General features: G+C 73.7%; 21 protein-coding genes and 1 pseudogene. 4 read left to right on the top strand and 18 right to left on the bottom strand.

Features of this window, described 5'->3' with window-relative positions:
• Nucleotides 1–113 precede the first annotated feature (113 nt).
• The 3 genes from DEH69_RS03615 to DEH69_RS03605 are packed head-to-tail and all read left to right on the top strand — an operon-like array spanning nucleotide 114 to nucleotide 3,238.
• Nucleotides 114–992 carry a transporter substrate-binding domain-containing protein gene (locus tag DEH69_RS03615; RefSeq protein ID WP_113685406.1) on the top strand — a complete coding sequence of 293 codons (879 nt, stop codon included), beginning with the start codon at nucleotides 114–116 and terminating at the stop codon, nucleotides 990–992.
• Nucleotides 993–995: 3 nt separating this feature from the next.
• Nucleotides 996–2,213: an amidohydrolase family protein gene (locus tag DEH69_RS03610; RefSeq protein ID WP_113685405.1), complete on the top strand. Its 1,218-nt coding sequence runs from the start codon at nucleotides 996–998 to the stop codon at nucleotides 2,211–2,213.
• Nucleotides 2,210–3,238 carry an LLM class flavin-dependent oxidoreductase gene (locus DEH69_RS03605; protein WP_113685404.1) on the top strand — a complete coding sequence of 343 codons (1,029 nt, stop codon included), beginning with the start codon at nucleotides 2,210–2,212 and terminating at the stop codon, nucleotides 3,236–3,238. Before DEH69_RS03610 ends, DEH69_RS03605 begins: the two co-directional genes overlap by 4 nt.
• A gap of 345 nt (nucleotides 3,239–3,583) precedes the next feature.
• Here DEH69_RS03605 and DEH69_RS03600 read toward each other — a convergent pair whose 3' ends face one another.
• Complete coding sequence (locus DEH69_RS03600) at nucleotides 3,584–3,994, bottom strand: four-helix bundle copper-binding protein (protein WP_113685403.1); 411 nt, start codon at nucleotides 3,992–3,994, stop codon at nucleotides 3,584–3,586.
• Nucleotides 3,995–4,404: 410 nt separating this feature from the next.
• Here DEH69_RS03600 and DEH69_RS03595 point away from each other — a divergent pair, with 410 nt between their 5' ends.
• Entirely contained in the window at nucleotides 4,405–6,123 is a 1,719-nt protein-coding gene (locus DEH69_RS03595; protein WP_113685402.1) for a cellulase family glycosylhydrolase, read from the top strand.
• A 33-nt stretch (nucleotides 6,124–6,156) separates the two neighbouring features.
• On the opposite strand, the gene DEH69_RS03590 is transcribed toward DEH69_RS03595, so the two are convergent.
• The 17 genes and pseudogenes from DEH69_RS03590 to DEH69_RS03515 form a co-directional block, all read right to left on the bottom strand.
• Complete coding sequence (locus tag DEH69_RS03590; protein ID WP_258534406.1) at nucleotides 6,157–7,011, bottom strand: CoA ester lyase; 855 nt, start codon at nucleotides 7,009–7,011, stop codon at nucleotides 6,157–6,159.
• Nucleotides 7,008–8,489: a dihydroorotase family protein gene (locus tag DEH69_RS03585; RefSeq protein WP_113685401.1), complete on the bottom strand. Its 1,482-nt coding sequence runs from the start codon at nucleotides 8,487–8,489 to the stop codon at nucleotides 7,008–7,010. The genes DEH69_RS03590 and DEH69_RS03585 overlap by 4 nt, the downstream gene beginning before the upstream one ends.
• Complete coding sequence (locus DEH69_RS03580; protein WP_113685400.1) at nucleotides 8,486–9,979, bottom strand: MmgE/PrpD family protein; 1,494 nt, start codon at nucleotides 9,977–9,979, stop codon at nucleotides 8,486–8,488. Before DEH69_RS03580 ends, DEH69_RS03585 begins: the two co-directional genes overlap by 4 nt.
• Nucleotides 9,972–10,862 (bottom strand): cyclase family protein, encoded by an 891-nt coding sequence (locus DEH69_RS03575; protein WP_258534405.1) that lies wholly within the window; start codon nucleotides 10,860–10,862, stop codon nucleotides 9,972–9,974. The genes DEH69_RS03580 and DEH69_RS03575 overlap by 8 nt, the downstream gene beginning before the upstream one ends.
• A gap of 92 nt (nucleotides 10,863–10,954) precedes the next feature.
• Nucleotides 10,955–12,226 (bottom strand): CaiB/BaiF CoA-transferase family protein, encoded by a 1,272-nt coding sequence (locus tag DEH69_RS03570; RefSeq protein ID WP_113685398.1) that lies wholly within the window; start codon nucleotides 12,224–12,226, stop codon nucleotides 10,955–10,957.
• The gene (locus DEH69_RS03565; protein WP_113685397.1) at nucleotides 12,219–13,073 is read right to left on the bottom strand and encodes an IclR family transcriptional regulator; all 855 of its coding nucleotides are present in this window, start codon (nucleotides 13,071–13,073) and stop codon (nucleotides 12,219–12,221) included. The genes DEH69_RS03570 and DEH69_RS03565 overlap by 8 nt, the downstream gene beginning before the upstream one ends.
• A gap of 89 nt (nucleotides 13,074–13,162) precedes the next feature.
• Entirely contained in the window at nucleotides 13,163–13,576 is a 414-nt protein-coding gene (locus DEH69_RS31245; RefSeq protein WP_258534408.1) for an Ohr family peroxiredoxin, read from the bottom strand.
• A 108-nt stretch (nucleotides 13,577–13,684) separates the two neighbouring features.
• Nucleotides 13,685–14,314, bottom strand: a pseudogene (locus DEH69_RS32335) (alpha/beta fold hydrolase); the annotation flags it as partial.
• A 125-nt stretch (nucleotides 14,315–14,439) separates the two neighbouring features.
• On the bottom strand, nucleotides 14,440–15,852 hold the full coding sequence (locus DEH69_RS03555) for a M20/M25/M40 family metallo-hydrolase (RefSeq protein ID WP_113685396.1): 1,413 nt from the start codon (nucleotides 15,850–15,852) through the stop codon (nucleotides 14,440–14,442).
• 71 nt (nucleotides 15,853–15,923) lie between these two features.
• Entirely contained in the window at nucleotides 15,924–16,715 is a 792-nt protein-coding gene (locus DEH69_RS03550; protein ID WP_220131171.1) for an SDR family NAD(P)-dependent oxidoreductase, read from the bottom strand.
• Nucleotides 16,712–17,575 carry an ABC transporter permease gene (locus tag DEH69_RS03545; protein ID WP_113685395.1) on the bottom strand — a complete coding sequence of 288 codons (864 nt, stop codon included), beginning with the start codon at nucleotides 17,573–17,575 and terminating at the stop codon, nucleotides 16,712–16,714. Before DEH69_RS03545 ends, DEH69_RS03550 begins: the two co-directional genes overlap by 4 nt.
• A 10-nt stretch (nucleotides 17,576–17,585) precedes the next feature.
• Nucleotides 17,586–18,425 (bottom strand): ABC transporter ATP-binding protein, encoded by an 840-nt coding sequence (locus DEH69_RS03540; protein ID WP_113685394.1) that lies wholly within the window; start codon nucleotides 18,423–18,425, stop codon nucleotides 17,586–17,588.
• A 70-nt stretch (nucleotides 18,426–18,495) separates the two neighbouring features.
• A complete protein-coding gene (locus tag DEH69_RS03535) occupies nucleotides 18,496–19,614 on the bottom strand; it encodes an ABC transporter substrate-binding protein (protein WP_113685393.1) in 1,119 nt (372 codons plus the stop codon).
• Complete coding sequence (locus tag DEH69_RS03530) at nucleotides 19,611–20,063, bottom strand: nuclear transport factor 2 family protein (protein WP_113685392.1); 453 nt, start codon at nucleotides 20,061–20,063, stop codon at nucleotides 19,611–19,613. Before DEH69_RS03530 ends, DEH69_RS03535 begins: the two co-directional genes overlap by 4 nt.
• Nucleotides 20,063–20,374 carry a hypothetical protein gene (locus tag DEH69_RS03525; RefSeq protein WP_113685391.1) on the bottom strand — a complete coding sequence of 104 codons (312 nt, stop codon included), beginning with the start codon at nucleotides 20,372–20,374 and terminating at the stop codon, nucleotides 20,063–20,065. The genes DEH69_RS03530 and DEH69_RS03525 overlap by 1 nt, the downstream gene beginning before the upstream one ends.
• Before the next feature lie 2 nt (nucleotides 20,375–20,376).
• Nucleotides 20,377–21,486 (bottom strand): class I SAM-dependent methyltransferase, encoded by a 1,110-nt coding sequence (locus tag DEH69_RS03520; protein WP_113685390.1) that lies wholly within the window; start codon nucleotides 21,484–21,486, stop codon nucleotides 20,377–20,379.
• Between the two features lie 209 nt (nucleotides 21,487–21,695).
• Nucleotides 21,696–23,771, bottom strand: a complete 2,076-nt coding sequence (locus tag DEH69_RS03515) for an FAD-dependent oxidoreductase (protein ID WP_113685389.1) — start codon at nucleotides 23,769–23,771, stop codon at nucleotides 21,696–21,698.
• Between the last annotated feature and the right edge of the window lie 21 nt (nucleotides 23,772–23,792).

The raw sequence follows: 23,792 nt of genomic DNA, 5'->3' as shown, positions 1-23,792 counted from the left end.
CGCCCCTGACCACTCCAACCACCGCGATCACCCCTATCCCATCCGTTACTTCGCATCACTGTGGTTTCGGTCTCATTTCCGCACCGTTTCCGCTATCCGGAAGGATTCCGCTCATGAAGCACCTGCGCGCGATGGCCGCGGTCGGCGCGGTCTGTGCCGTGCTCGCCGGCTGCGGCGGCGACGGCTCGTCCGCCGACGACTCCGACGCCTCGGGCGCCCCCGACGCGTCCGCCGGGCTCGACCTGGACACGCTCAGGGTCGGCAACAGCCCGGTCTACCCGCCCATGTCCTTCCTGCCCGAGGGCGACGAGGACCCCGCTAACCGCCAGGGCTTCGACGTGGACCTCGCCACCGCCATCGCCGACGAGCTGGGCGTCGGGATCACGTTCGAGCAGCAGGCGTACGAGCAGTACCTGCCGTCCCTGTCCACCGGGCGCCTCGACCTGGTGCACTCCGCGATGCAGGACCTGCCCGACCGGCGTGAGACGGTCGACTTCGTCGACTACTACCTCACGGGCCCGCAGCTGTTCACGACGTCCGACCGCACCGACCTGGGCACCCTGGCCGACCTGTGCGGCGGCAGCGTCGTCCTCGACACCGGCGACGTCGGCTACCGCGACGCGCTGACCGCCGCGGCCGACGAGGCGTGCCAGGGCGCCGACCCCGTCGAGGTCGTCGCCGCCTCGGGCACCGCGGACGCCCTGATCCAGCTCGACCAGGGCCGCGCCGACGCCACGATCCGCGGCGCCGAGTCCGTGGCCTACCTCATGAACGAGCAGGAGCCCGGCCGCTACGCCACCGTGGACGAGCCGCTGGCCCAGATCCCGGTCGGCATCGCCGTCGCCAAGAACAACCCCGAGCTGCGCGACGCGGTGGCCGACGCGCTGGCCACCCTGATCGAGAACGGCACCTACGCCGAGATCGGCGAGCGGTGGAACCTCTCCGACCTGCTGCTCGACGCCGTGACGGTCAACGGCGAACCGGTCGGCTGACCCGTGCGCACGACCATCCTGCGCGGCGGCTCGGTGCTCACCCCCGCGGGCTGGGCCGACGGCGACGTGCTGATGGCCGCGGGCCGCGTGCTCGCGGTCGCGCCGCTCGGCGGGGCCGACGCCGTCAGGGCGTGGGCGGGCGACGCGGCGGAGTGGGACTGCCGCGGGCTGCTGGTCGTGCCGGGGCTCGTCGACGGCCACCTGCACGTCCTCGGCGGCGGGGGAGCGGCCGGATACGGGTCCCGCATCCCCGAGCTCCCGGCCGACGCCGCGCTGGAGGCGGGCATCACCACCTGCGTGGCCATGCCGGGCGTCGACACCCTGACCAGGAGCGTCGAGGCGCTGCTCGCCAAGGCCGCCGCCCTGTCGGCGGCCGGGCTGCGGACCCACGCCATGCTGGGCGGCTTCGCCTGGCCGCCACCGGTCCTCACCGGCGACCCGCGCCGCGACCTGCACACGCTGCCCCAGCTCGTCGGCGTCAAGATCGCGCTGGGCGAACGCCTGGCCACCGCGCCGGACCGGGCCGAACTCGCCCGGCTCCTGAGCGAGTTGACCTGGGTCGCCGCCACCACGGGCCGGGCCGCGCTGCTCCATGTCCACCTGGGCACCCGCCCGGGCGGCACCGAGCCGCTGGAGTGGGCGCTCGCCGAGTCCGGCGCCGACCCGGCCCGCGTGCAGCTCACCCACGCCAACCACACCCGCGACACCCTCGCCGCCGCCACCGCGCTGGGGCTGCGCGGCTGCCGCGTCGACGTTAACCCCCTGCTGCACCCTGGCCGGGTGGCCGGTGCCGTGGGCCCCGTGGCGGCCGTGCGGCACCTGCTCGCCGCGGGCGTCCCCGCCGAGTTGCTCACCCTCTCAAGCGACGGCAACGCCTCCGTTCCCCGGGTGCGGCCCGACGGCGGGCGCGAGGCGTTCTCCCACCAGCTCGGCCTGCTGACGTGCGTCCGCGACCTCGTGGACGGCGGGGTGCTCGGCCTCGACGCCGCCCTCGCCCTGGTGACCGCGCACCCGGCCGACGCGCTGCGCCTGCCCGATGTCGGCCGCATCGCCCCCGGCGCGGCCGCCGACGTGCTGGTGACCACGCACGAGCCTGCCGTGGTCCACGTCTTCAGCGGCGGCGAGCCACGCGTTGTGGCAGGGCGCGCCGTCGCGCCCTCGCCGTTCCGCGACCCGCGCTGGCCGACCGACCGCACCGATTGCGAGGACTCCCCCCGATGACCCCGACCGCACCCGCGTCCGTCCCGCCCGTCGGCCTCGCCATGGGCTACGACCCGGACACGGACGTCCGCGCGATGGCCGAGCAGGCCAGGACCGCCGAGGAGCGCGGCTTCTCCATGGCGTTCTTCTCCGAGACGCTGTTCACCAACCGCGACTCGGTCACCGCCCTGAGCGCCTTCTCGACCGCCACCGAGCGGGTCGAGCTCGGCACCACCCAGGTGGTCAAGCTCCGCAGCCCGCTGGTGATGGCCCAGACCGCGGCCACCCTCGACGAGCTCAGCGGCGGGCGCCTCGTGCTGGTCGTCGGCGCGTTCACCGCCAAGCACGCCGCCCGCAACGGCGTCCCGCTCACCGACCCGGTGACGACGCTGCGCGAGTACGTCGAGACCATCAGGGCGCTCCTGCGCGGCGAGAGCGTCACCTACGAGGGCGAGGTGGTGCGCATGGACAATGCCTCGCTCAACTTCACGCCCCCGCGCCCCGACATCCCCATCTGGATCGCCGCCGCGAGCCGCAAGGGCCTGCTCAACGTCGGGGCCATCGGCGACGGCGTGCTGCTCGACGCGGGCGCCTCGCCCGCGTACGCGGCCAACGCGGTCGCCCTGGTGCGCCAGGGCTGCGAGCGCGCGGGGCGGGACCCGGCCGGGCTCGCGGTGGCCCAGCTGATCAACACCTCGATCGAGGACGACCCGGCCGCGGCCGTCGCGCACATGCGCTGGGAGGTGGCATCCAAGTTCACCTACGCCTCGACGCCGCGTGCCAAGATGTCGGTCGGCGAGCCGGTGATCGACCCCGACGACCTGCCGGGCCTCCGCGCGGCGTTCGAACGCGGCGGCAAGGCGGAGCTGGCCCGCGCCATCCCCGAGCGCTATGTCACCGGACTGACGGCCACCGGCACGGCCGCCGATGTCACCGCCCGCGTCGCCGCCTACCGGGCCGCGGGCGTCTCCCTCCCCCTGGTCCGCCCCGCCGCGGCCCACCAACTCCCGTATCTGCTCGACACGTTCGGCACCACGACGGCGTAGTCACGGGCCCGTCATGGGCCCCTCACGCCTCGGTAAGCCGATCGGTCTTGTCGCTGGCCGGAGCCGTTCGCCGAACGGGCGCGGCCGCGACGGTACTTGGCGGCCGTTCTCCCGGTGGTCGGTTGCGGTGGCGCGCACCCTTCGGGCCTGCCCTGGCCGCCTCCTCCGGGAGGCGGGGCCGTCTTTATCCAGTGCTTAGCCGAAGAGGGGTGCCCTTCTGAAACGCGGCACACCGTGCGTTGAACACAACGTGCCCCGTTGCAGAACAGACCCCCGGCCCGAGGGGCGCGCCGTCCCTTCGGACCGGCGCGCCCCGGGGCCATCCGCTCGGCTGCGCCGAGCCCGTCAGCCCATCGCCCGCAGGAGATCGTTGCAGGCCCGCTCGCACCGCCGACACGCCTGTGCGCACACCCGGCAGTGCTCGTGCGCGTCCGCGTGCCGCGCGCACTCGTCGCCGCACGCCCTGCACGCCATCGCGCACGCCTCGAGCTGGGCCCGCGTGAGGTTGGCGTCGTAGCCGGTGTGGCGCGAGAGCAGGCGGCCCGTCGTCTCGCAGATGTCCGCGCAGTCGAGGTCCGTGCGGATGCAGGTGCGCAGCTCGCCCACCCGCTCCTCCGACAGGCACGCGTCCGCGCAGGCCGTACACGTCTGCGCGCAGGAGAAGCACTCCTCGATGCAGCGGGCCAGGGCCTGGCGGTCGATCCGGCCCAGATCGGCCGGGTAGGTCTCCAGCATCTCCTTCACAGGAGCGGTCATCGGTGTCGTCCTTCCGTCGTGCGTGGGGAGGGCCGACGCCCTGACGGCGCACCGGTCCGCTCCTTGGACACCGCCATGGGTAACACCTCGACCGCCGTCCGAACCCCGCGACACGGACACGCCAGGTCCCGATCCCCGGTTTCGCGTACCGCGCCGAACCGTATTCGACGATCCGTTGTCGAATTTCCTTCGACGGCCGTGAGCTGCGGAAATGGCGTGTTTCGGCTCGGCGGCCCTGGCCCTGGAATGCGGGAGGGCCGAAAGTGCGGCCCAGGCATGTCGTTTCCCGGCCTTGTGTGATTGACGTGTTACTGCCAATATCGCGGCGTGCGGTGCCGGGACGCGCCGCCGTCGGCCGGGCGTTCCCGCGCGGCCTTCTTCCGCCGTTTCGCGTGATTTCGAGGAGCGTCATGGCCTTTCGGCATGGCACGAGAACGATGCGCCGGTGGGTCGGCCTGGTGGTCGGCGGCCTGCTCGCGCTGCTCGTCGGACCGGGCGCGGTGGCCGCCCCCGCCGCCCCCGCCGCGGCACCCCCCGCCGCCCAGGACGCCAGGGAGGCGGTCGCGGCGATGCAGCCCGGCTGGAACCTCGGCAACTCGCTCGACGCCACCGGTGGCGACGAGACCTCGTGGGGCAACCCCCGCATCACCGAGGAACTGCTCGACAACGTCAGGGCCCAGGGCTTCAACTCGATCCGCGTCCCCGTGACCTGGACCCAGCGCCTGGCCCCCGACCACACGATCGACGCCGCCCACCTCGACCGCGTCGAGGAGGTCGTCGACTGGGCCCTGGCCGACGGCTTCTACGTCATGCTCAACATCCACCACGACTCGTGGGAGTGGATCGCGGACATGCCAGCCGACCGCGCCGGGGTGCTCGCCCGCTACGAGGCCATCTGGACGCAGCTGGCCGACAGGTTCCGCGACGCCGACCAGCGGCTGACGTTCGAGAGCGTCAACGAGCCGCAGTTCAACGGGAGTTCGGGGGACGCCGAGAACGCGGAGCTGCTGGATGTGCTCAATACGACCTTCCACCGCGTCGTGCGCGACTCCGGTGGCGGCAACGCCACCCGCCTCCTCGTCCTGCCGAGCCTGCACACCTCGGCCGACCAGCCGCGCCTCGACGAGCTCGCCGCCACGTTCGACGCCCTCGACGACCCGAACCTCGTCGCCACGGTGCACTACTACGGATACTGGCCGTTCAGCGTGAATGTCGCGGGCGGATTCCGTTTCGACGACACCGCGCGGGCCGATCTCACCGGGATGTTCGACCGCGTCCACGACACCTTTGTCGCCCGCGGCATTCCGGTGATCATCGGCGAATACGGGCTGCTCGGCTTCGACCGGCACACCGGCACCATTCAGCAGGGCGAGAAGCTGAAATTCTTCGAGCTGTTCGGGCACCAAGCCCGCGCCAGGAACATCACCACGATGCTCTGGGACAACGGCCAGCATTTCCAGCGGACCGGATTCCGGTGGAATGACCCCGAGCTGTTCGCGCAGATCGAATCCAGCTGGACCACCAGGTCGGGCACGGCCTCATCCGACCAGGTCTTCAGCGCCCGCTCCGCGCCCATCGCCGACGCGTCGCTCACGCTGCACCCCAACGGGACGACGTTCACCGGGCTCTGGCACGGCGACACCGAGCTGGCCCGAGGGGCCGACTACACGGTCGACGGCGACCGGCTCACGCTCACCGCCGCCGCGCTCACCCGGCTCGGCGGCGACCGCGAGTACGGCGTGAACGCGGTGCTGCACGCGCGGTTCTCCTCGGGCGTGCCCTGGCGGATCGACCTGATCACCCATGACACGCCGGTGCTCGGCGCGGCGAGCGGGACCACGAGCGCGTTCGCCGTCCCCACCGACTTCCGCGGCGACCGGCTCGCCACGATGGAGGCCGTGTACGACGACGGCAGCAACGCGGGCCCCCACGACTGGACGCCCTTCAAGGAGTTCGACCGCGCGTTCGCCCCCGACTACGACGCGGGCGCCACGACGCTGACCCCCGAGTTCTTCGCCGAGGTCGACGACGGCGCGCGCGTGACGCTGACGTTCCACTACTGGAGCGGGACGACGCTGACCTACCACATCACCCGCTCCGGCACCTCCGTCACAGGGGCTCCCGCCTGACCCTTGCTCAGGGCGCCTGCTCAGGGCGCCGGGTCAGGGGGACAGGAGGCGGCGGGCCCTGCGGACGACGGCCTCGTCGACCATGCGGCCCCGGTCGTCGAGGATCACCCCCTCGGCCGTCGCGTCGAAGCGGGCGACCAGGTCGCGGGCCCGGGCCAGCTCGTCGGGCGCCGGGGTGAACACGTCGTTCACCACCGGCACCTGGGCCGGATGGACGCACGTCCTGCCGTGGAAGCCGAGCCGCTTGAGGGCCAGAGTGCCCCGGCGCAGCGCGTCCAGGTCGCGGATGTCGGTCGAGGCCGGGGCCAGCGGGGCGGCGAGACCGGCCGCGGCCGAGACCAGGACGACATGCGAGCGGACCCACAGCAGCTCGGGCTCGCCAGGCCCCGGATCGACGCCGAGGTCGGCACGGAGGTCGGCCTCGCCGAGCTGGAGCCTGGCCACCCTGGGGCAACGGGCCAGGTCCGCCGCCCCGAGAACGGCGGCCGCGCTTTCGAGCACCGGGCAGAGCGCCAGGTGCTCCGCGCCGGGAACGGCATCCAACAGCCGGGCCAGCGCCGTGAGTTCGCGAACGGAGCCCGCCTTGGCGACGAACAGGCCGGTCACCGCGGGGCCCGCCACCGCCCGCAGGTCGGCACGGCCCCGCTCCCCGGCGTTGACGCGGACCCAGATCCGCGGCCCGGGCGCGGGGGCGGCGGGGCGGGCGGCGAGCCAGTCGGCGACGGCCGCGCGGGCGGCGTCCTTCCCCGCGGGCGGAACGGCGTCCTCCAGGTCGACGATCAGCGCGTCGGCGCCGCGCCCCGCGGCACCCCGCAGCATCCCTGGCCTGTCGCCGGGGACATAGAGCGCCGACCGCGGCGCCCCGCCGCCCCCCGCGCGCTCGCTCACGGCCGGGCCGACGGGTGAGCCGTCGGGCGGCTGAGATAGACGCCCGAAGGCTCGCCGACGACCTTCCCCGAACGCAGCACCCGGCGCCCGCGCAGAAACGTGTCGGTGACCCGGGCGGTCAGCTCGAAGCCCTCGAACGGCGTGTACTCCTGGGTGGACTCCGAGTCCGCCGCGCGCACGATCCACGGGTCGTCGTCGGAGACCAGGCAGAAGTCGGCGTCGAGCCCGGGGGCGATGGCCCCCTTGGTGCCGAGGCCGTAGCGCCGCGCGGGGTTCCACGAGGTCAACGCGGCGATCCTGCCGTAGGACAGGCCGCGCGGTATCCCCTCGGTGACCAGCCCGGGCAGCAGGTACTCCGCCCCGCCGAAGCCGGACTTGGCGAGGAACACGTCGTCGGCGGGGTCGCCGAACTTCACCTCCTCACGGCAGCACGCGTGGTCGCTGACCACCCAGTCCACCGTGCCGTCGAGCACGTACTCCCACAGCGCCTCGACGTCATCCCTGGGCCGCAGCGGAGGGTTGACCTTGCCGCCGGGGCCCCGCGCGGTGGTGATGTCCGCGAGCAGGTGGCCGACGGTGACCTCGCGGCGGAAGTCGATGTGCGGGAACGCGGCGCCCATCCGCACGGCCGCGTCGACGGCCTTGCGGGATGACAGATGGAGGAGGTTGATCGTCGGCAACTCGGTCTCGTGCGCCAGATAGGCGGCGATGGAGACGGCAAGGCCCTCCGAGTGGGGCGGCCTCGACGCGTGGTAGGCGGCGAGGCCCGACAGGTCGCCCGCCTCCTCCACCATGCGCGTGTAGGCGGTCATGATCTCCGCCGTCTCGCAGTGCAGGGAGAGCGATATCCGGTCGGCCAGCTCGGGAAAGCGCTCCCTCGCGGCCTGGATGCCGCGCATCACGAACTCGAAGTGCGCGTAGTCGTAGCGCTCGCCCTCGGGGGTCATCAGGAACGAGCTCTGGTCGGCGGAGCGGCCGTGCAGGCCATGACTGCCGTAGAACATGAAGATCTTGAACGAGCTGACCCCGAAGTCCTCGATGAGCGCGGGGATCTCGTCGATGTGGCCCCGGCTCATCGGCGCCAGGTGGAAGCCGTAGTCGACATACGCGCGCCCCTCGGCCGCGGCCAGCACCTCGGGGAAGAACTCCCCATAGGGGCCGCCCTTGTTGAGGTAGTACTGCCCGGTGCGCATATAGCTCAGCGCGGTGGTCACGCCGCCCTGCGCGCTCGCCCTGCTCTCGCTCGCGGCGTCCAGGGACAGCTCGTTGTAGATCCCCCAGTGCTGGTGGGCGTCCACGACGCCGGGGAACGCCAACCTCCCCTCGGCGTCCACCACTTCGGCCTCGGGGCCGGGGGCGATCGCCGGGGCGACGCGGGCGATGCGGCCGCCTTGCACCGCGATGTCCGCCTCGCGGGGCCGGTCGTGCTCGTGGCTCACCACGCGGGCGTTCTTGACGACGAGATCGAAACCGGTCATCGCTGCTGCCTCCTGCCGTTCGCGCGGCCAACGCCGCTCTCCTTGCCCGCCGTTGCCGAGCCGTGGTCGAACTCCGCCAGCGGGCACAGGAGTTCGCGGATGTTGTGCAGGGTGTCCAGGCGCCTGACGCGTTCCATGACGGTCCGCGCGGCGGCCTCGGGGAGCCGACCCGCCGCGTTGTCGCGGAACTTCAGCTCCAGGTCGCGCTCCGAGAGCGGGCGCAGCGGCCCGCCCCTGTTGGCGGGCACCTCCGCGCGCCAGGTGCGGCCCTCGGTGTCCACCACGGTCAGGCGGGCGGGGAACTGGTGGGGGAAGACCGCGGTGGCCCAGTCGTCGGGCACCACCTCGACCTTGGCCATCAGCGCGCGCCGCCTGGGATCGCGGGCCAGCTCGTCGGTGTAGTCGGCCAGGCCGACGCCCAGCCCGTTGCCGTCCCCGTACAGGGCGGCGGCCACCGCGAACGGGCCGCTGAACTGGGCCTGGTAACCGCTCTCCGGCGCGCGTTTGCGCTCGATGGGCTGGCCGATGGTGCGGATCACCGGCGCGGGAACGCCCAGGGTGACGGACGCGACCCGCTCCGGGTCCAGGCCCCGCCGCCGCAGCTCGAGGGCGGCGTCCACGGCGGCGTGGGTGAAGTGGTTGGCCGGGTAGGGCTTGAAGAAGATGCCGGGCACCGCCCACTGAGAGCCCAACCCCCGTGTGATCCCCGCCGGTTCGTAGACGCCGTGCAGAAAGGCCCGGAAGAAGCCGAACCTGCCCTCGAGCACGGTCGGCGGCCCGGTGAAGCCGCGCGCGGCCAGCTGCGCCGCGGTGACCGCGGCCTGGGCCGCCCAGCCGCAGTGCAGGCGCTTGACGGTGCCCCCGGTGCGGTTGGACTCGATGATGCCCGACGCGGTGGAGGCGGCGATGCCGAGCACGTCCGTCAGCCCGCCCTCGTCGAGGCCGAGCAGCACCCCGGCCGCGACCGCGCCGCCCAGCGTTCCGCAGATCGAGGTGGCGTGCTGGCCGTGCTCGAAGAAGGTGGAGTTGCCCGCCTCCTCGTCGTAGCCCGCCATGCCGAGCCTGACGCACACCTCGAGGCCGAGCGCGATGGCCCGCACGGTCTCCCGCCCGGACGCCCCGGCCAGCTCGCCCGCGGCCAGCGCCGCGGGCACCACGGAGGCCGAGGGGTGCAGCACGGACGGCAGATGGGTGTCGTCGTAGTCGAGCGAGTGCGCGAGCACGCCGTTGGCAAGCGCGGCCAGCGGGGCGGGAACGGCCGTGGCGCCGCCGCCGATCACGTGCGCCTGCGGGCGGCCGCCCTGCTCGGCGACGTGGGCGGTGATCGCCGCGCTGGTCGGCAGCCGGTGCGCCGCGACGCACAACCCCACGATGTCGAGGACCCGTTGGCGCACGCTCCCGGTGACGTCGCCGGGCAGCGCCTCGTAGGAGGTGCCGTCGGCGAACGCGGCGAGCGCCGACGCCAGGGTCGCGGTCGCGGGCTCAGCCATCGGTGCCCCCGACCCCGGCGTCGCCCTGGACGGACACCACGGCGAGCGGGCGGACCGGGGAGCCGGTGGCGCCGAACAGCGGAAGCGGCGCCAGCACGAAGGTGAACTCGCGCACCCCGGCCGCGGCCAGCTCGTCGAGCGCCAGCGCCTCGATGATGTAGATCCCCGACTCCACCAGCAGTACGCGGTGCGCGGGCAGCCTGCTGTGCCCCGCCCCCGGCGCGAGCCGTTCGAACGCGATGGTGTCGGCGCCCGCCGCGTGCGCCCGGCGCTCGGCGAGCCAGCGCGCGCCCGCCTCGCTCACGCCCGGCACCCCCGACTCCTCGCCCCGGTAGACCCGGGGGTCGGGGTTCTCGAAGTGCCGCCCCCAGCCGCTGCGGACCAGCACGACGTCGCCCGCGCCGACCGGGGTGCCCTGCCGCCTCTGGGCCGCCTCCAGGTCGGCGGGGCTGATCTCGTAGCCGGGCGCGCACGGCTCGCCCAGCACCGCGGGGATGTCGAGCAGGACGCCGCGCCTGACCATCGGCGCGATCGTGTGCACGCCGTGCTCGGCGTAGACGCCGCCCGCCCCCGCCGCCGCCGCGTCGGCGCCGCCGTGCAGCAGCCCGTCCTGCGAGACATGGGCGAGCGCGTCGATATGGGTGCCGACGTGCGTCCCCATCACCACCATGTCGTTGGCGGCCGAGCCGCCGTCCGCCCGCACCCGGTCGCCGTGGCGGCGCGGCAGGGTGTGCCAGTAGGCGGGGTGGTTGGGGGACTGGGGCATGCCGACGAACAGCCGCCTGCCCAGGTCGTGGATCCGGACGCCGTCCCGCACGACGCTCAGCAGACGGTCCCCGGGCGGGGGCGTCGTCGGTCCTGCGGGGGTCGTGGCAGTGCTCACGGTCGCTTCCGTTCTGGTCGGGGTGAGGCGGGACGGGGACGGCGGTGGCGGCGCGGGTGGCGGCGCGGGTGGCGGCGGGGGCGGGGGCGGGCTCATCGGACGGCCCGCCGCTCGCGCAGCCTGGCCACCTCGGCCGGGTCGAGCCCCAGCTCCTTGATCAGCACGGCGTCGGTGTCGGCGCCGAGCGCCCGGCCTGTGAACCGGATCGCCCCCGGCGACCTGGACATCCGCCACATCACGTTGTGCATCAGCAGCGGCCCCAGGTCCTCGTCCCGCACCCGCGTCAGCATCCCGGTCTCCCGTACATGCGGGTCGTCGACCAGGCCGCGGGCGTCGTAGACGGGCGCGACGGCGGCCCCCGCCGCGGTGAACTCCTCGATCACCACCTCACGGGTCCTCGCGCCGATCCACCCGGCCACCATCCCGTCGAGCAGGTCGGCGTGTTGGGCCCGGCCGCCGCCGGTCGCGAACCACGGCTCGTCGATCACCTCGGGGTGCTCGACCAGGCGCATCACCCGCTCCGCGATGGCCTGCGCGCTGGTGGACACCGCGACCCAGTGGCCGTCCGACGTGCGGTAGGTGTTGCGGGGGGCGTTGTTGGTGGAACGGTTGCCGTGCCGCCGTTCCACGACGCCGAGCTGGTCGTAGACGGTGGGGGAGGGGCCCACGGCGGCGAGCAGCGGCTCGAGCAGGCTCAGATCCACCACCTGGCCCCGGCGCAGCGGGTCGCGCTCCCGCGCGAAGAGCGCCATCATCGCCGCCGACGAGGCCGCGATGCCGCACACGCTGTCGGCCAGGCCGAACGCCGGGAGCGTGGGCGGGCCTTCGGGCTCGCCCGTCAGATGGGCGAAGCCGCTCATGGCCTCCGCGAGCGTGCCGAACCCGGCACGGCCCGCGTAGGGGCCGCGCTGCCCGAAGCCGCTGATCCTCACGATCACCAGGCCCGGGTTGAGCGAGTGCAGCTCGTCGGGGCCGATGCCCCAGCGCTCCAACGTGCCAGGGCGGAAGCTCTCCACCAGCACGTCGGCGCGGACGGCCAGCCTGCGGAAGACATCGGCGCCCTCGGGGTCGGACAGGCTCAGGCCCACCGTTCGCTTGTTGCGGGCGACCTCCTTCCACCACAGCGGGTGGCCGTCCTTGGCGTGGCCGTGGCCGCGCAGCCCGTCGCCCGCCACCGGGTGCTCGATCTTGATGACGTCGGCGCCGTAGTCGCCGAGCAGTTGCGCGCACAGCGGCCCGGCCAGGATGGTCGCCGCGTCGATGACGGTCAGACCGGCGAGCGGCCCGGCCGCGGGCCCTTCGCCCGCGGCCCCCTCGGCCCCCTCGGGGAAGAGGGCGCGCGGCTCGTCGCGTGGGTCAGTCATGGGACTCCTCTCGTGGCGCGGGTGGCCAGGGCCCGCCCCGGGCCGCGCCGTCCTGGACGCGGTGGCCCGCGCCCAGGTCGGCGGAGATGTCGGCGGCGGCCCGTGCCACCACCTCGCCCAGCCACTCCTGGCTGGCGTCGTCGAACATCTGGCGCGTGCCGCACACGGACACCGAGCCCACGACCTGCCCGGTGGCCCCGTGGACGGCCGCCGCCACGCTGGCCGCCTCGGCCTGCCGCTCGCCGAAGCTGGCCGCGTAACCCAGCTTGCGGATGCGGCCGATCTCCTCGCGGAGCGCCCCCGCCGACGTGATGGTGGCCTCGGTGACGCCCTCGAGCCTGTGGTGGTCGATGTAGTCCGTCACCTCTGCGTCGGGCAGCGAGGCGAGGATCGCCTTGGACGAGGAGCCCGCGTGCAGCGGGTGGCTGGTGCCGAGCGCGACGGACATCCGGATCTCGTGCGGTGAGAGCACCTGGTCCACATACACCCGCGTCCAGCCCTGCCGCACGGACAGCGTGCTGGTCTGGCCGGTCCGCCGGGCGAGCGCGGCCAGGTGGCGGTGCGCCACGGCGGTGATGTCGAGCTCGCGCATCGCGGCGAGGCCGATCCGCAGGGCGCCGGGGCCGAGGCCGTAGAGCTTCGTCTCCTCGTCGAACCTGAGGAACTGCCCGGCCACCAACTCGCGCAGGATGCGGTGGGCCACCGCCTTGGACAGCCCGGTCTCCCGGGCGACGGTGGAGACCCCGGACTTCGGCGATCGGGCGATCGCGTCGATCACGGCCAGGGCCCTTGCGGTGCCGGAGCGGGACTGTCCTGGCGGGGAGGTGAGGGTGTCGTCGGTGGCCATGGGTTCCTCGGTTGCGTCGTGGCCGGCTGGTGCGGCGCTGGGTGGGGGCTGCGGCCGCGGTCAACGGCCGCCCGCTGGGGGCGGATCGGTCATCCGCTCCCGACCGCCTCAGTCAACACCGGGACGTTGCCGCGCACGGCGCGTGAGTAGGGGCACACGAGGTGGGCCGCCGCGGCGAGTTCGCGCAGGCGCGCGGTCGGCAGCCCAGAGGCGCGCACCCGCAGCTCGACGGAGAGCCCGTAGGCGCCGTCGGCGGCCGAGGTCAGGGTGACCGACGCGGTGACGGACGCCTCGCCCAGGGCCACGCGCCGCCGCCTCGCCACCACGCCGAGGGCGCTGCGAAAGCACGCGGCGTAGCCCGCCGCGAACAGCTCCTCGGGGTCGGTGCCGGTGTCCCCGGCGCCGCGCTCGGCCGGGCGGGTCAGGGCCATGTCGAGCGCGCCGGTGCGGGAGCGGGCCCGGCCCGACCTGCCCTCGTCGACCTCGACGGTCGCGGTGTACAACGCCCTTGGCTCGGGCGTCTTCCGGCCGCCGCGGGCGTGGGCCAGGACATGGGCGGCCAGCTCGGCCGCGAAGCGCTCGGGCTGCTCCTCGGCGACGAAGTCCGTGCCCCCCGGGATCACCCTCAGCTCCGCCCATGGCAGCGCGGCCTCGACCACGTCGTTCATCCGGTCGAGAACGTCGTCGCCGCCGTGCAGCAGGAGCGTCGGGACGTCGGCCAGCCTCGCCGGGTCGAGGCGGTGGGCGAAGACCGCCCGGTAGGCCACCGCATAGTCGGGGCCGACGCTGAGGTATTCGGCGACCTGCCTGCTGGCCGACGCGGCGCCGATGGTCGGGTAGAGGCGGCGCACGCGCTCCCAGATCACGGCCAGGTGCCCGCCGTCCTCGTCCAGCGTGTAACCCGGCGCGTACGTCGCGGACTTCTCGGCCCGCTCCGCCTCCGAGTAGAGCGGAAGCCCCTGGAAGACCAGCCCGCGCACCCGCTCAGGCCGCAGCAGCGCCGCCTCGGCCGCCACCACGGCGCCCGTGTGCTGGCCGAGGAGGTGGACATCGCTCAGCCCGAGCGCGTCGGCGATCTGCCACACCGCCTCCGCGTAGCGGGGGATCGACCACACCTCGGGCGCCGGGTCGGACATCCCGAACCCCGGGGTGTCCACGGCGATCGCCCGCACGCCTTGGGCGGCCAGCGGGCCGAGGGCGGGCTCGAACGTCGCGGAGGACAGCGGGGACTGGTGCAGCATCAGCAGGACGGGCCCGTCGTCGGGGCCCGCCTTGCGGTGGTGGACCTGCCCCCAGGGGAGGGTGACATAGCCGCGCTCGGCGGCGCCGCGCAGGTGCGTCACCTCGGGAACGGCGGCGGGGGCGCTCATCGCCGCGCCTCCTTCGTCCCCCGGGCGTCGGCCGCCGTTGCCGCCGTCGCCGGTGCCGAGGCCATGGCGGCCATCACCTCGATGACGTGCTTGATGCCCATGCGGTAGTCCTCCAGCCTGATGTGCTCGTTGGGCCCGTCGATGCCCGCGTCCGCCCGGGAGACCCCGACGCCGACGATCGGCGGCCCGGCCAGCGCGCCCTGGTTGCCGATCCACTGGGTGTAGGGCTCCACGACGGGCTCGACGCCGTAGACGCGGCGGGCGGCGTCGGCGACCAGGGAGACGAACGGGTCGCGGTGGTCGGTCAGATGGGGGCGGCTCGACGCCATCACGTGGACATCGAGGTCGCCGAAGCCCGCGAGCCGCAGATGGCCGGTCAGCGCGGCGAGGACGCGATCCGGGTCCTGCCCGGCGATCAGCCGGATCTCGATCTTGGCGGTGGCGGTGGCGGGCAGGCCGAGCGTGATGTCGTCCCTGTTGTCGCCGCCCTCGATACCCGTGACGGTCAGCGTGGGGCGGGTGCGGATCGCCACCGCGGCCCCGGGGGCGTCGAGGTCGCCGGTGAAACGTTCGACCCCGGCCCGTTCGCGCAGGAACGCCGCGTCGAACGGCAGCGCCCTCAGCAGCTCCGACTCCCGCTCGGTCGGCGGGCGCACCCCTTCGGCGAAGCCCTCGAAGGTGACGGTGCCATCAGGGCGTTGGAGCGAGGCGAGCGCCGCGGTCAGCCGGGCCGTCGCGGCGGGCAGCAGCGCGGCGTTCTGGCTGGTCAGCTCCCTGGCCAGGGTGCGCGCCGTGAGCCGTACGTACAGCACGCCCTTCTCGCCGAGCTTGAGCAGCGGGCGGCCCCGGTCGTCGAGCCAGGAGTTCTCCCACAGCGCGGCGTCCGCGGCGAGCCGCTCCCGGTGCGCCTCGGCAAAGGAGCCGAGCCCCGGGCTGTGCAGCCACTTCTTGCCCTCCATGATGAAGCGGCTGGTCACCGGGGGCCGCAGGCCCGCGAGCCGCCACGCGGCGGCCGCGTGCACCCGGGAGAGCAACGCGCCCTTGTCGTCGGCGACGCCGCGCGCGTAGAGGCGCCCGTCGTGGATCTCGGCGGCGTAGGGCGGGCTGATCCAGGCGTCGTCGTCGCCGGTCGGCTCGACCTCGACGTCGTAGTGGTTGAAGTGCAGCAGGGCGCGCTCGCCGCCCTCGATCTCGCCCAGGACATAGGGGTGGGAGTCCTCCCAGGGGATCACCTCGGCGCTGCCGCCCCAGCGTCGCAGCGACGCGGCGAGGAAGTCGGCGGTCTGCGCCATCTTCTCCGGCTCCTGGCGTCGGCTGCGGATGCGGCACAGGGCCCGCAACTCCTCGACAAACGTGTCGAAATGGGTGTCCACCGCGTCGAGCGCCGCGGAGGGGTCCGGCTGGGGCATGGTCGTCGTTCTCCTTACACTCGCCGGCCGCCGCCGGTCGTCCGTCGTGGGTCTCGATGGGAGCCGTTCCGCTAGTGGATGACCGCGCCGCCGTCCACGAAGAGGGTGTGGCCGGTGGTCATCGCCGCGGCCGGGCTGAGGAGATGGGCCACGGCGTTCGCCACGTCCGCCGTCCCGGCCATCCGCCCGAGCGGGATCGAGGCGAGCTTGTCCCGCATGTAGGCGGCGTCGGCCCTGACGTCCTCGGTCATGGCGGTGTCGACGATGGTGGGCGCCACCGCGTTGACCCTGATGCCGTCCGCGGCCCACTCCAGGGCGAGGACCCGAGCCATGTGCATGACCGCCGCCTTGCTGACGCAGTAGGCGAGGGTGTCGGGCACGGCGATGTGGCCGTTGGTGGAGCCCAGGTTCACCACGCTCGCCCCTTCGCTGACGCGCAGCGCCGGGTGGGCGGCGCGGCTGACGCGGAACGTTCCGGTGAGGTTGACGTCGACGACCGCGGCGAAGTCCTCGTCCGTCATGGTGGCCGCGGGGCCGCGGCGGACCACCCCCGCGTTGTTCACCAGGTGGTCGACGCGCCCGTGCGCGGCCAGCACCTCGGCCACCAACTCCTCGCAGGACGCGGCCGATCGGACGTCCACCCGGTGCCGGGTGTGGCCATCGCCAGGCGGCGGCTCCGCCTCCCAGCCCGACCGGCCCGAGGGGCCCACCGGGTCGGCGAGGTCGGCCGCCGCGACCCGGCAGCCGAGCGCCGCGAGGCGTGCCACGACGGCGGCGCCGATGCCCCGCGCCGCCCCGGTGACCAGGGCCACGCGCCCGTCGAAGCGGCAGGGGTCGGCCACGCCGTCGGATCCCGCGGTCACGAGGCCACCACGGTGTTCTGCTGCGCCCAGAAAGCCACGCGCTTCTGGATGGAGCGGATCACGAAGTGCGCCAGCAGTCCGAGCGCGGAGAGCACGAGCAGCACCGCGAACATCCCGGCGATGTCGAAGTTGTAGTTGGTCTGGAGCAGCAGATAGCCAAGGCCCTCCTTGGCGCCGATGAACTCGCCGACTACCGCGCCCAGGATCGCGAACACGATTCCGATGTCGAGCCCGGCGAAGATGAACGGCAGCGCCGTCGGGAACTGCACCATCCGGAACACCTGCCAGCGGCTGGCGCGGAACGCCGTCAGCATCTGCACGCGGTCGGCGTCCGCGGAGCGCAGCCCCTCGATGACGTTGACCAGCATCGGGAAGAAGGAGATGACCGCGGCCATCACCACCTTGCTCGTCATGCCGAAGCCGAACCAGACGACGAAGAGCGGCGCGAGCGCCACCTTGGGAACGGTCTGGAACGCCACGATGTACGGCATCAGGGTGCGCTCGACCAGCCGCACCTGGCTGATCGCGGTGCCCAGCACCAGCGCGGCGCCGACCCCGAAGACGAAGCCGAGCAGCGCCTCCTGCACGGTGACTTGGACGTGCCCCCAGAAGAGGTCGTCGGTCAGCTGCCGCCACAGCGCGTCGGCGATCTGGGAGGGCTTGGGCAGGACGTACTCGTCGACGCCCATGGGCCTGATGGCGTACTCCCAGAACAGTATGACGGCCACGAACACGCCGGGGACCAGCAGGAGTTCGGGGCGTTCGCGCGGGTCGGGAAGGCGCCGGCGGGCGCGGGTGGCCGCCGGGGGCGTGCCGTCCGCGGGGCCGCCGACCGGGACGTCGGTCTTGTGCGTGGTCATCCTGGCCTCCTCAGCCGATGACGCCGGTGGCCTGGAAGTGCCGCCGGATGCGGTCGGTGTAGACCCCGGCCCGGTCCGACGACATGACGCCCAGGTCGCGGGGGCGATCCAGCGTGATGTCGACGATCTCGGCGATGCGCCCCGGCCTCGGGGTCATCACGACGACCCGGTCGGACAGGAACACGGCCTCGGGTATGGAGTGCGTGACGAAGACGATGGTCTGGCCGCTCTCCCGCCAGATGCGCAGGAGTTCGACGTTCATGTACTCGCGCGTCATGGCGTCGAGGGCGCCGAACGGCTCGTCCATGAGCAGCACCGCGGGGTCGTGCACCAGGGCACGGCAGATGCCGGCCCGCTGCTGCATCCCGCCGCTCAGCTCGTGCGGGTACTTGTCGGCGAAGTCCTGGAGGCCGACCATCTCAAGCAGCCCGCGGGCCCGTTCGCGGTGGCGGGCCCGGTCGAGGTGCTGGACCTCGACCGGGACCATGACGTTCTGGAGGATCGTGCGCCAGGGGAGCAGGGTGGCGGCCTGGAAGACCATGCCGATCTCGGCCATGGGCCCCGCCACCTCGTGGCCCGCCACCCTGACCGTCCCCGAGGTCTTGGGGAGCAGACCGGCCAGGATCTTCAGCAGGGTCGTCTTGCCGCAGCCCGATGGGCCCACGATGGAGACGAACTCCCCGCGGCGCACCTGGAAGTCGATGTCCGACAGGGCGTGCGTGGGCGCCGACTTGCGGGGCCTGTACAGCTTCTCAAGACCTGCCACCTCGATCCAGGAGGCCGCGTCCGCCGTGGTCGGGGCGGCCGGTGCGGTCGCCGGCTGGCGGCGGCCGAGGGTTCTGATGCCCATGCTGGCTTCCTTTGCTGCTGCGGTCGTGTGATGGGTGGGGGCCGCGCGGGTGCCGTGTCGTCCGGGCCGCTCAGCCCGCGGACTCGCGGGCGAGGGTGACGACGGCGGCCGGGTCGAAGTCGTTGGCCTCGTCCAGGAGGCTGCCGTCCCAGACGTCGTCGATCTCGACGTCCTCGCTGATCTGGCCCGACTCCCGGGCGAACGCGACGGTCTTGGTCCACTCCTCCTCGCTGATCGCGCCCCAGTCGGCGAAGTCCTCGGGCTCGCCGGTGGCGGGCGTCGCGGACGCCATCCAGGTGGCGAACGTCCTGGTGTCGTCCTCGATGCGCGCGTCCGGGTCGGCCCCGGCCAGCATCTGCGGGAAGACGGCGTACCCGTCGCGGACCGCGGCCTCGGGGTTCACGGCGGAGAAGAGCATCGACCGGTACGAGGCCCGCAGGAAGCGGACCAGCTCGTCGCGGCGGCTCTCCAGGGCGTCCTCGCGGACGGCGAAGGTGATGGAGCGGATGCCGTCGAACTCCTCGGGGTTGTCGAGGTAGCGGTAGGTGGTGCCGGTGTTCTCGATGGTGGTGTACGCCTGCGTGTACAGGGCGAGCACGTCGACCTGGCCGTCGGCCAGCGCGGTCGCGGCCTGCGCGCCCACCCCGACCGGCAGCAGCTCGACGTCGCGCTCGGGGTCGAGGCCCGCGTTGGCCACGAAGCTGCGCGCGTACATCGCGGAGCCCGAGGCCAGGCTGATCACGCCGATCCGCTTGCCCTCGATGTCGGCGGCCGAGGCGATGTCGCTCTCCGGGGGAACGGCCATCACCCAGGGCCAGTTCTGCACCAGGCCGCCGATCGCCTTGACGGGGACGCCGTTCTCGCGGGCGGCGAGGATCGCCCCCGCGTCGGCGGCCGTGATGTCGGCACTGCCCGAGGCGACCGCCTGGAGGGCGGCGACCGAGCCGTCGGCGTTGGAGGCGGAGATCTCGATCCGCTCCTCGTCGAGGAAGCCCTGCTCCTGGCCGACCGCGTAGGTGGCCACCTCCTCCTTGGGGCCGATGACGGCGGAGGCGATGGCGAACTCGAAGCTCGCCGTCCCGCCGTCGCCCGAGCCCTCGCCGCCCTCGTCGTTGCCGCCGCAGGCCGTGGTGGCCGCGAGGGCCGTCAGCAGGGCCGCGGCGCAGCCCAGTCTGAGAATGCGTTTCATGTCCGACACCTCGTTCGGGGAAGGTCGTTGTAGACGTGCTGTTCGCGGATGAGGCCGTCGCGCAGGACGAACACGTCCGCGTAGCGGATGCCGTCGAAAGGCTGGCCCGCCTGGTCCTCGCCGTGGAGGGTGCCGAGGGAGACGACGGTGACCGCGCCGGTGCCGTCCCCTTCGCCCCCGTCCCCTTCGCCCCCGTCTCCTTCGCCTCCGTCGGCGGTGCCGGTGAACCAGCGGTCGCGGCGCTTGCGCACCCAGCGGTAGGACGCGCGGGCGGCGGCGGCCATGGCGGCGGGGGAGGCGTGGCGTTCGCCGCCGGGGAACACCAGGACCGCGTCGGGCGCGAGCAGCAGGCGCGCCTCGTCGAGGCGGCGCTCCTCGCACAGCGTGAGGTAGCGGTCCACCAGGGCGCGCGGGTCGTCGGGCGCCTGGCGCGGCGGGCCGGGGGGCATCAGCCGGGCTGTCTCGCGAGAAGGGCCTCCCACTGGTCGCGCAGCGGGTGTTCGGCGGGCCCGGCCTCGGCGAGGATGGCGATCAGGCGGCCGAGCATCGCGTCCCGCTGCCCGTCGAGCACCCGCTGCTCGGCGGCGTCGGGGGCGAACGCGTCCAGCTCCCCGCCCTTGAGCGCGCCGTGCCGCACCAGCACCGCCTCAAGGGCGTGCACGCGCTGGGCGGTGACATGCAGGTCGGTCGAGAGCTGGAGGATCAGGTCGAGCAGCTTGCCGATGCGCGGGTCCTTGAAGTAGTCGTATTCCGCGGTCATGGTCAACGGGCCTCCGTTCCCTCGGCGTTCGGCTGCTCGGCGTCGGGCTTGGTCGCGGAGAGCACAGCCCAGGGGAAGTGCCACTCGGTCCGCTCGCCCCAGCCGTCGGGGCGCACGCCGTCGCGGCGCTCGTCGAAGGGGCTCCACGACGGATCTGTCAGGCCCGCCTCGCGGCACATGGCGAGGGTGTCGGAGCCGAACAGGTCGTGGAAGAACGGCTCGTTGTTCCGCTCGGCGTGCTCGATGATGGTCGCGTCGCGGAACGGGTCACCGGTGGCCTGGAACTCCAGGAAGCGCAGCGCGCCGCCGGGGCGCAGCAGCCTGGCCGCCTCCGCGAGGGTCTCGCGCACGGCGTCGGCGGGCATCTCGTGCAGCACCATCGTGCCGGTGACCAGGTCGCACGAGCCGGACTCAAGGCCCGTCGCGCGGCCGTCGGCCTGGAGGTAGGCGATCGCGATGCCCTCGGCCTCGGCCTCCGCGTGTGCCAGGGTCAGCCCGGGCGCGGCCAGGTCGACGCCGATGATCTCGGCGTCGGGGTAGCGGCCCGCCAGGGGCCTTGTGCTCTTGCCGAAGCCGCAGCCGATGTCCACGACCCTGCGCGCCCCCGGGAGTTCGGGCAGGGCGGTGGAGGTGAACAGCGTGTGGAACTTGTAGCCGTCGTTGTCCCGCAGCATCACGATGCGGGCGCCGAACTCGTAGACGTAGGCGGACATGGCGTCCGAGTAGAAGCTGCCCGGCTGGATGTGGATGTCGTAGTCCGTGTACCAGGACGGCAGGGGCAGCGCGGGGTCGAGCGTCAGGCTGCCGCCCGCGCCCCCAGGGGCCGTCTCGAGCTGGGCGGTCAGGGTCTCGCGGCGGCTGAGCACCGCGTCGCCCGCGGCGCGCCAGAGCATCTTCTGCTGGACCCGCTCCAGGTGGCTGAACCACGGGTAGAGGGACAGCTCGCGCAGCTGCTCGGTCGCCTCGTCGACGGTGGTGGCCTGCCGCCCGGCGGCGGCGTGCTCGCGGACCAGGGCGGGGTAGACGGTGGCCGACCACTGCTTGCGCAGGCCGAGGATGTAGTCGGTGCGGGAGCGTTCGTCGAGGGTGAGCTGGTCCTCGATGTCGATCATGACAACTCCTTGGTGCTGATCCTGGTGAGGGAGGCGGCGGCGCGCTGCCGCGGCTGCGCGGCGACGCCGTCGGAGGTGACGTGTCGGGCCCTGCGGGCGGGCTTCTCGTGGTGCGGTGGGTCGCGGCGGGTGTGTCGCGGTGCGGTGGGCCGCGGCGGGTGTGTCGCGGCGGGTGTGTCGCGGGGTGGGTCGCGGCGGAGTGGAAGGAGTCAGGCCGGTGGGGGGTCCGCCGTGGCCGCGAGGGTGCGCGCGGCGGCCACGGTGGAGTCGAGGAACGTTCCGGCCATGCGCCCCTCGTAGACCGCTTCGAGCGCGGTCCTGGGGGAGTTGGCGTCGCCGACCACGTGCACGGGGGGTGCCCCCGGCACGCCGTCGAGGGCGCGGTAGAGCCGGTCGTCGGCGGCCGGGAGACCGGCGTCGACCACGGCGGTGACGCCGGTCAGGTCCTCGGTGTCACCGGCGAGGGTGTCGCGCAGGGTGACCCGGTCCCCCGACGCGCCGACGACGGCGCGCATGAGGTGGACCTTGACGTCGAGTTCGCTCAGCCGCTGGAGCAGGCCGAGCCTTGAGTAGGTCGTGATGCGGGGGAAGAGGCCGGCGAGGGGCGTGACCAGGTGAACGGTGGCGCCGCGGCGGGCGAGCCGCTCGGTGAGCGAGGCCGCGGGCCAGCCGCCCACGTCGTCCCGCACGAGGACGACGGAGCCGTCCTGTGCCGGTCCGGGCGCGGCCAGCTCGCCCACTGCCTCGGCGAGGTCGAACACCCGTGGCCCGCCGGGGAGTTCGCGCCGCCGTTGAAGCGATCCCGTGGCCACGAGCACGGCGTCGAAGCCGTCGTGGCGCCCGCCCGGCAGCACGTCGGGCGCGGTGATCCGCTCGCCCGTCACGAGCGTCACCCCGGCCGCGGTGAGGTCGCGGATCAGCTCGTCGGTGAGCAGTCCGAGCCGTTCGCGGCCCGGCACGGTGGCGGCCTTTGCGAGCTGTCCGCCGAGCCGTTCGCCCGCCTCGGCCAGGGTGACCAGGTGCCCGGCCCGGTGCGCGGAGAGCGCCGCCTCGAGACCCGCGGGGCCGCCGCCGACCACGAGCACCCGGCGCGGGGCCGCACGGCGGGTGGCGCGGTCGGCGCGGTCGGCGCCCGCGGCGCGGGTGGCCGCCCACTCGCGCTCGGCGCCCACCTCGGGGTTGACGACGCAGGAGATCGGCAGGTCGGACTCGAGGCGGCCGACGCACCCCTGGTTGCAGGCCAGGCAGGAGCGGATCTCGTGCGCCCTGCCCTCGCGCGTCTTGCGGACCAGATGGGGGTCGGCGATGTGCGGCCTGGCGAGCCCGACCAGGTCGGCGTGCCCGTCCCTGAGCAGCACGGCCGACTCGGCGAGGCTGTCGAGGCGGCACACGGCCAGCACGGGAAGCGTGGGGAACTCCCGCTTGAACAGCGCCGCGTGATGGCGGAACGGGGCGTGCCCGAAGCTCATATCGGCCATCTGCGTCGCCAGCGAGTGGCTGCCGTGGTAGGCGGAGTGGCTGACGTGCACATAGGCGAGGGCGTGGTCGGCGCGCAGCGCGGCGACGATCGCCAGGACGTCGTCGGGGCCGAGCCCGCCCGGCACGAACTCGTCGGCGCTGACCCGGATGCCGAGCGGTAGCGCGGGGGCGCCGCGGGTGACGGCGGCCAGCACCTCGCGGGCGAGGCGGAGCCGGTTCTCCGGGCTGCCGCCGTAGCGGTCGGTGCGCCGGTTGGTGAACGGCGAGAGGAACTGCTGGATCAGATGCCCATGGCCGAGGTGGACCTCGATGCCGTCGAAGCGCGCCTCGGCCATGCGGCGGGCCGCGGCGCCGAACGCGTCGACGACGACCGCGATGTCGCTCGGGCCCATGACGTGCGGCACGGCGGCGCCCGACGACCACGGGACCTCGGTGGGCGCCCAGGCGGCGGTACGCGTGGCGTCGCCGTTGGCCTGCCGCCCCGCGTGCATCAACTGGGCGAAGATGCGGGCCCCATGGGCGTGCACGGCCTCGGTCACCGCGGCATAGGCGGGGACGCAGCCGTCGTCGAAGCAGCCGAGGCTAATGTGCCGCCCCGCGCTGGTCGGGTGGACCCTGACGGCCTCGGTGACGATCAACCCCACGCCGCCCCTCGCGCGTTCGGCGTGGTAGTCGACATGGCGCCGGGTCGGCCGGTTGGCATGGCCGAAATTGGTGGTGTGGGCGGGCACGACGACGCGGTTGCGCAGCTCGACCCCTGACAGGGAGAACGGCGTGAAAAGGCGAGATATATCTGTGCTTTCCATCGCGCCTCCTCGTTCGGTGCG

Source organism: Streptomyces sp. PT12, assembly GCF_003311645.1.
Taxonomy (GTDB): Bacteria; Actinomycetota; Actinomycetes; order Streptomycetales; family Streptomycetaceae; genus Streptomyces.
This window is presented reverse-complemented; position numbering and strand designations above follow the sequence as displayed.

Excerpts from the sequence above, each read along its gene's own strand:
- DEH69_RS03535 (WP_113685393.1), bottom strand. The coding sequence starts at position 19,614 with ATGAAACGCATTCTCAGACTGGGCTGCGCCGCGGCCCTGCTGACGGCC.
- DEH69_RS03615 (WP_113685406.1), top strand. The coding sequence starts at position 114 with ATGAAGCACCTGCGCGCGATGGCCGCGGTCGGCGCGGTCTGTGCCGTG.
- DEH69_RS03520 (WP_113685390.1), bottom strand. The coding sequence starts at position 21,486 with ATGATCGACATCGAGGACCAGCTCACCCTCGACGAACGCTCCCGCACC.
- DEH69_RS03530 (WP_113685392.1), bottom strand. The coding sequence starts at position 20,063 with ATGCCCCCCGGCCCGCCGCGCCAGGCGCCCGACGACCCGCGCGCCCTG.
- DEH69_RS03600 (WP_113685403.1), bottom strand. The coding sequence starts at position 3,994 with ATGACCGCTCCTGTGAAGGAGATGCTGGAGACCTACCCGGCCGATCTG.
- DEH69_RS03555 (WP_113685396.1), bottom strand. The coding sequence starts at position 15,852 with ATGCCCCAGCCGGACCCCTCCGCGGCGCTCGACGCGGTGGACACCCAT.
- DEH69_RS03605 (WP_113685404.1), top strand. The coding sequence starts at position 2,210 with ATGACCCCGACCGCACCCGCGTCCGTCCCGCCCGTCGGCCTCGCCATG.
- DEH69_RS03525 (WP_113685391.1), bottom strand. The coding sequence starts at position 20,374 with ATGACCGCGGAATACGACTACTTCAAGGACCCGCGCATCGGCAAGCTG.
- DEH69_RS03595 (WP_113685402.1), top strand. The coding sequence starts at position 4,405 with ATGGCCTTTCGGCATGGCACGAGAACGATGCGCCGGTGGGTCGGCCTG.
- DEH69_RS03515 (WP_113685389.1), bottom strand. The coding sequence starts at position 23,771 with ATGGAAAGCACAGATATATCTCGCCTTTTCACGCCGTTCTCCCTGTCA.
- DEH69_RS03585 (WP_113685401.1), bottom strand. The coding sequence starts at position 8,489 with ATGACCGGTTTCGATCTCGTCGTCAAGAACGCCCGCGTGGTGAGCCAC.
- DEH69_RS03580 (WP_113685400.1), bottom strand. The coding sequence starts at position 9,979 with ATGGCTGAGCCCGCGACCGCGACCCTGGCGTCGGCGCTCGCCGCGTTC.
- DEH69_RS03540 (WP_113685394.1), bottom strand. The coding sequence starts at position 18,425 with ATGGGCATCAGAACCCTCGGCCGCCGCCAGCCGGCGACCGCACCGGCC.
- DEH69_RS03565 (WP_113685397.1), bottom strand. The coding sequence starts at position 13,073 with ATGGCCACCGACGACACCCTCACCTCCCCGCCAGGACAGTCCCGCTCC.
- DEH69_RS03570 (WP_113685398.1), bottom strand. The coding sequence starts at position 12,226 with ATGACTGACCCACGCGACGAGCCGCGCGCCCTCTTCCCCGAGGGGGCC.
- DEH69_RS03545 (WP_113685395.1), bottom strand. The coding sequence starts at position 17,575 with ATGACCACGCACAAGACCGACGTCCCGGTCGGCGGCCCCGCGGACGGC.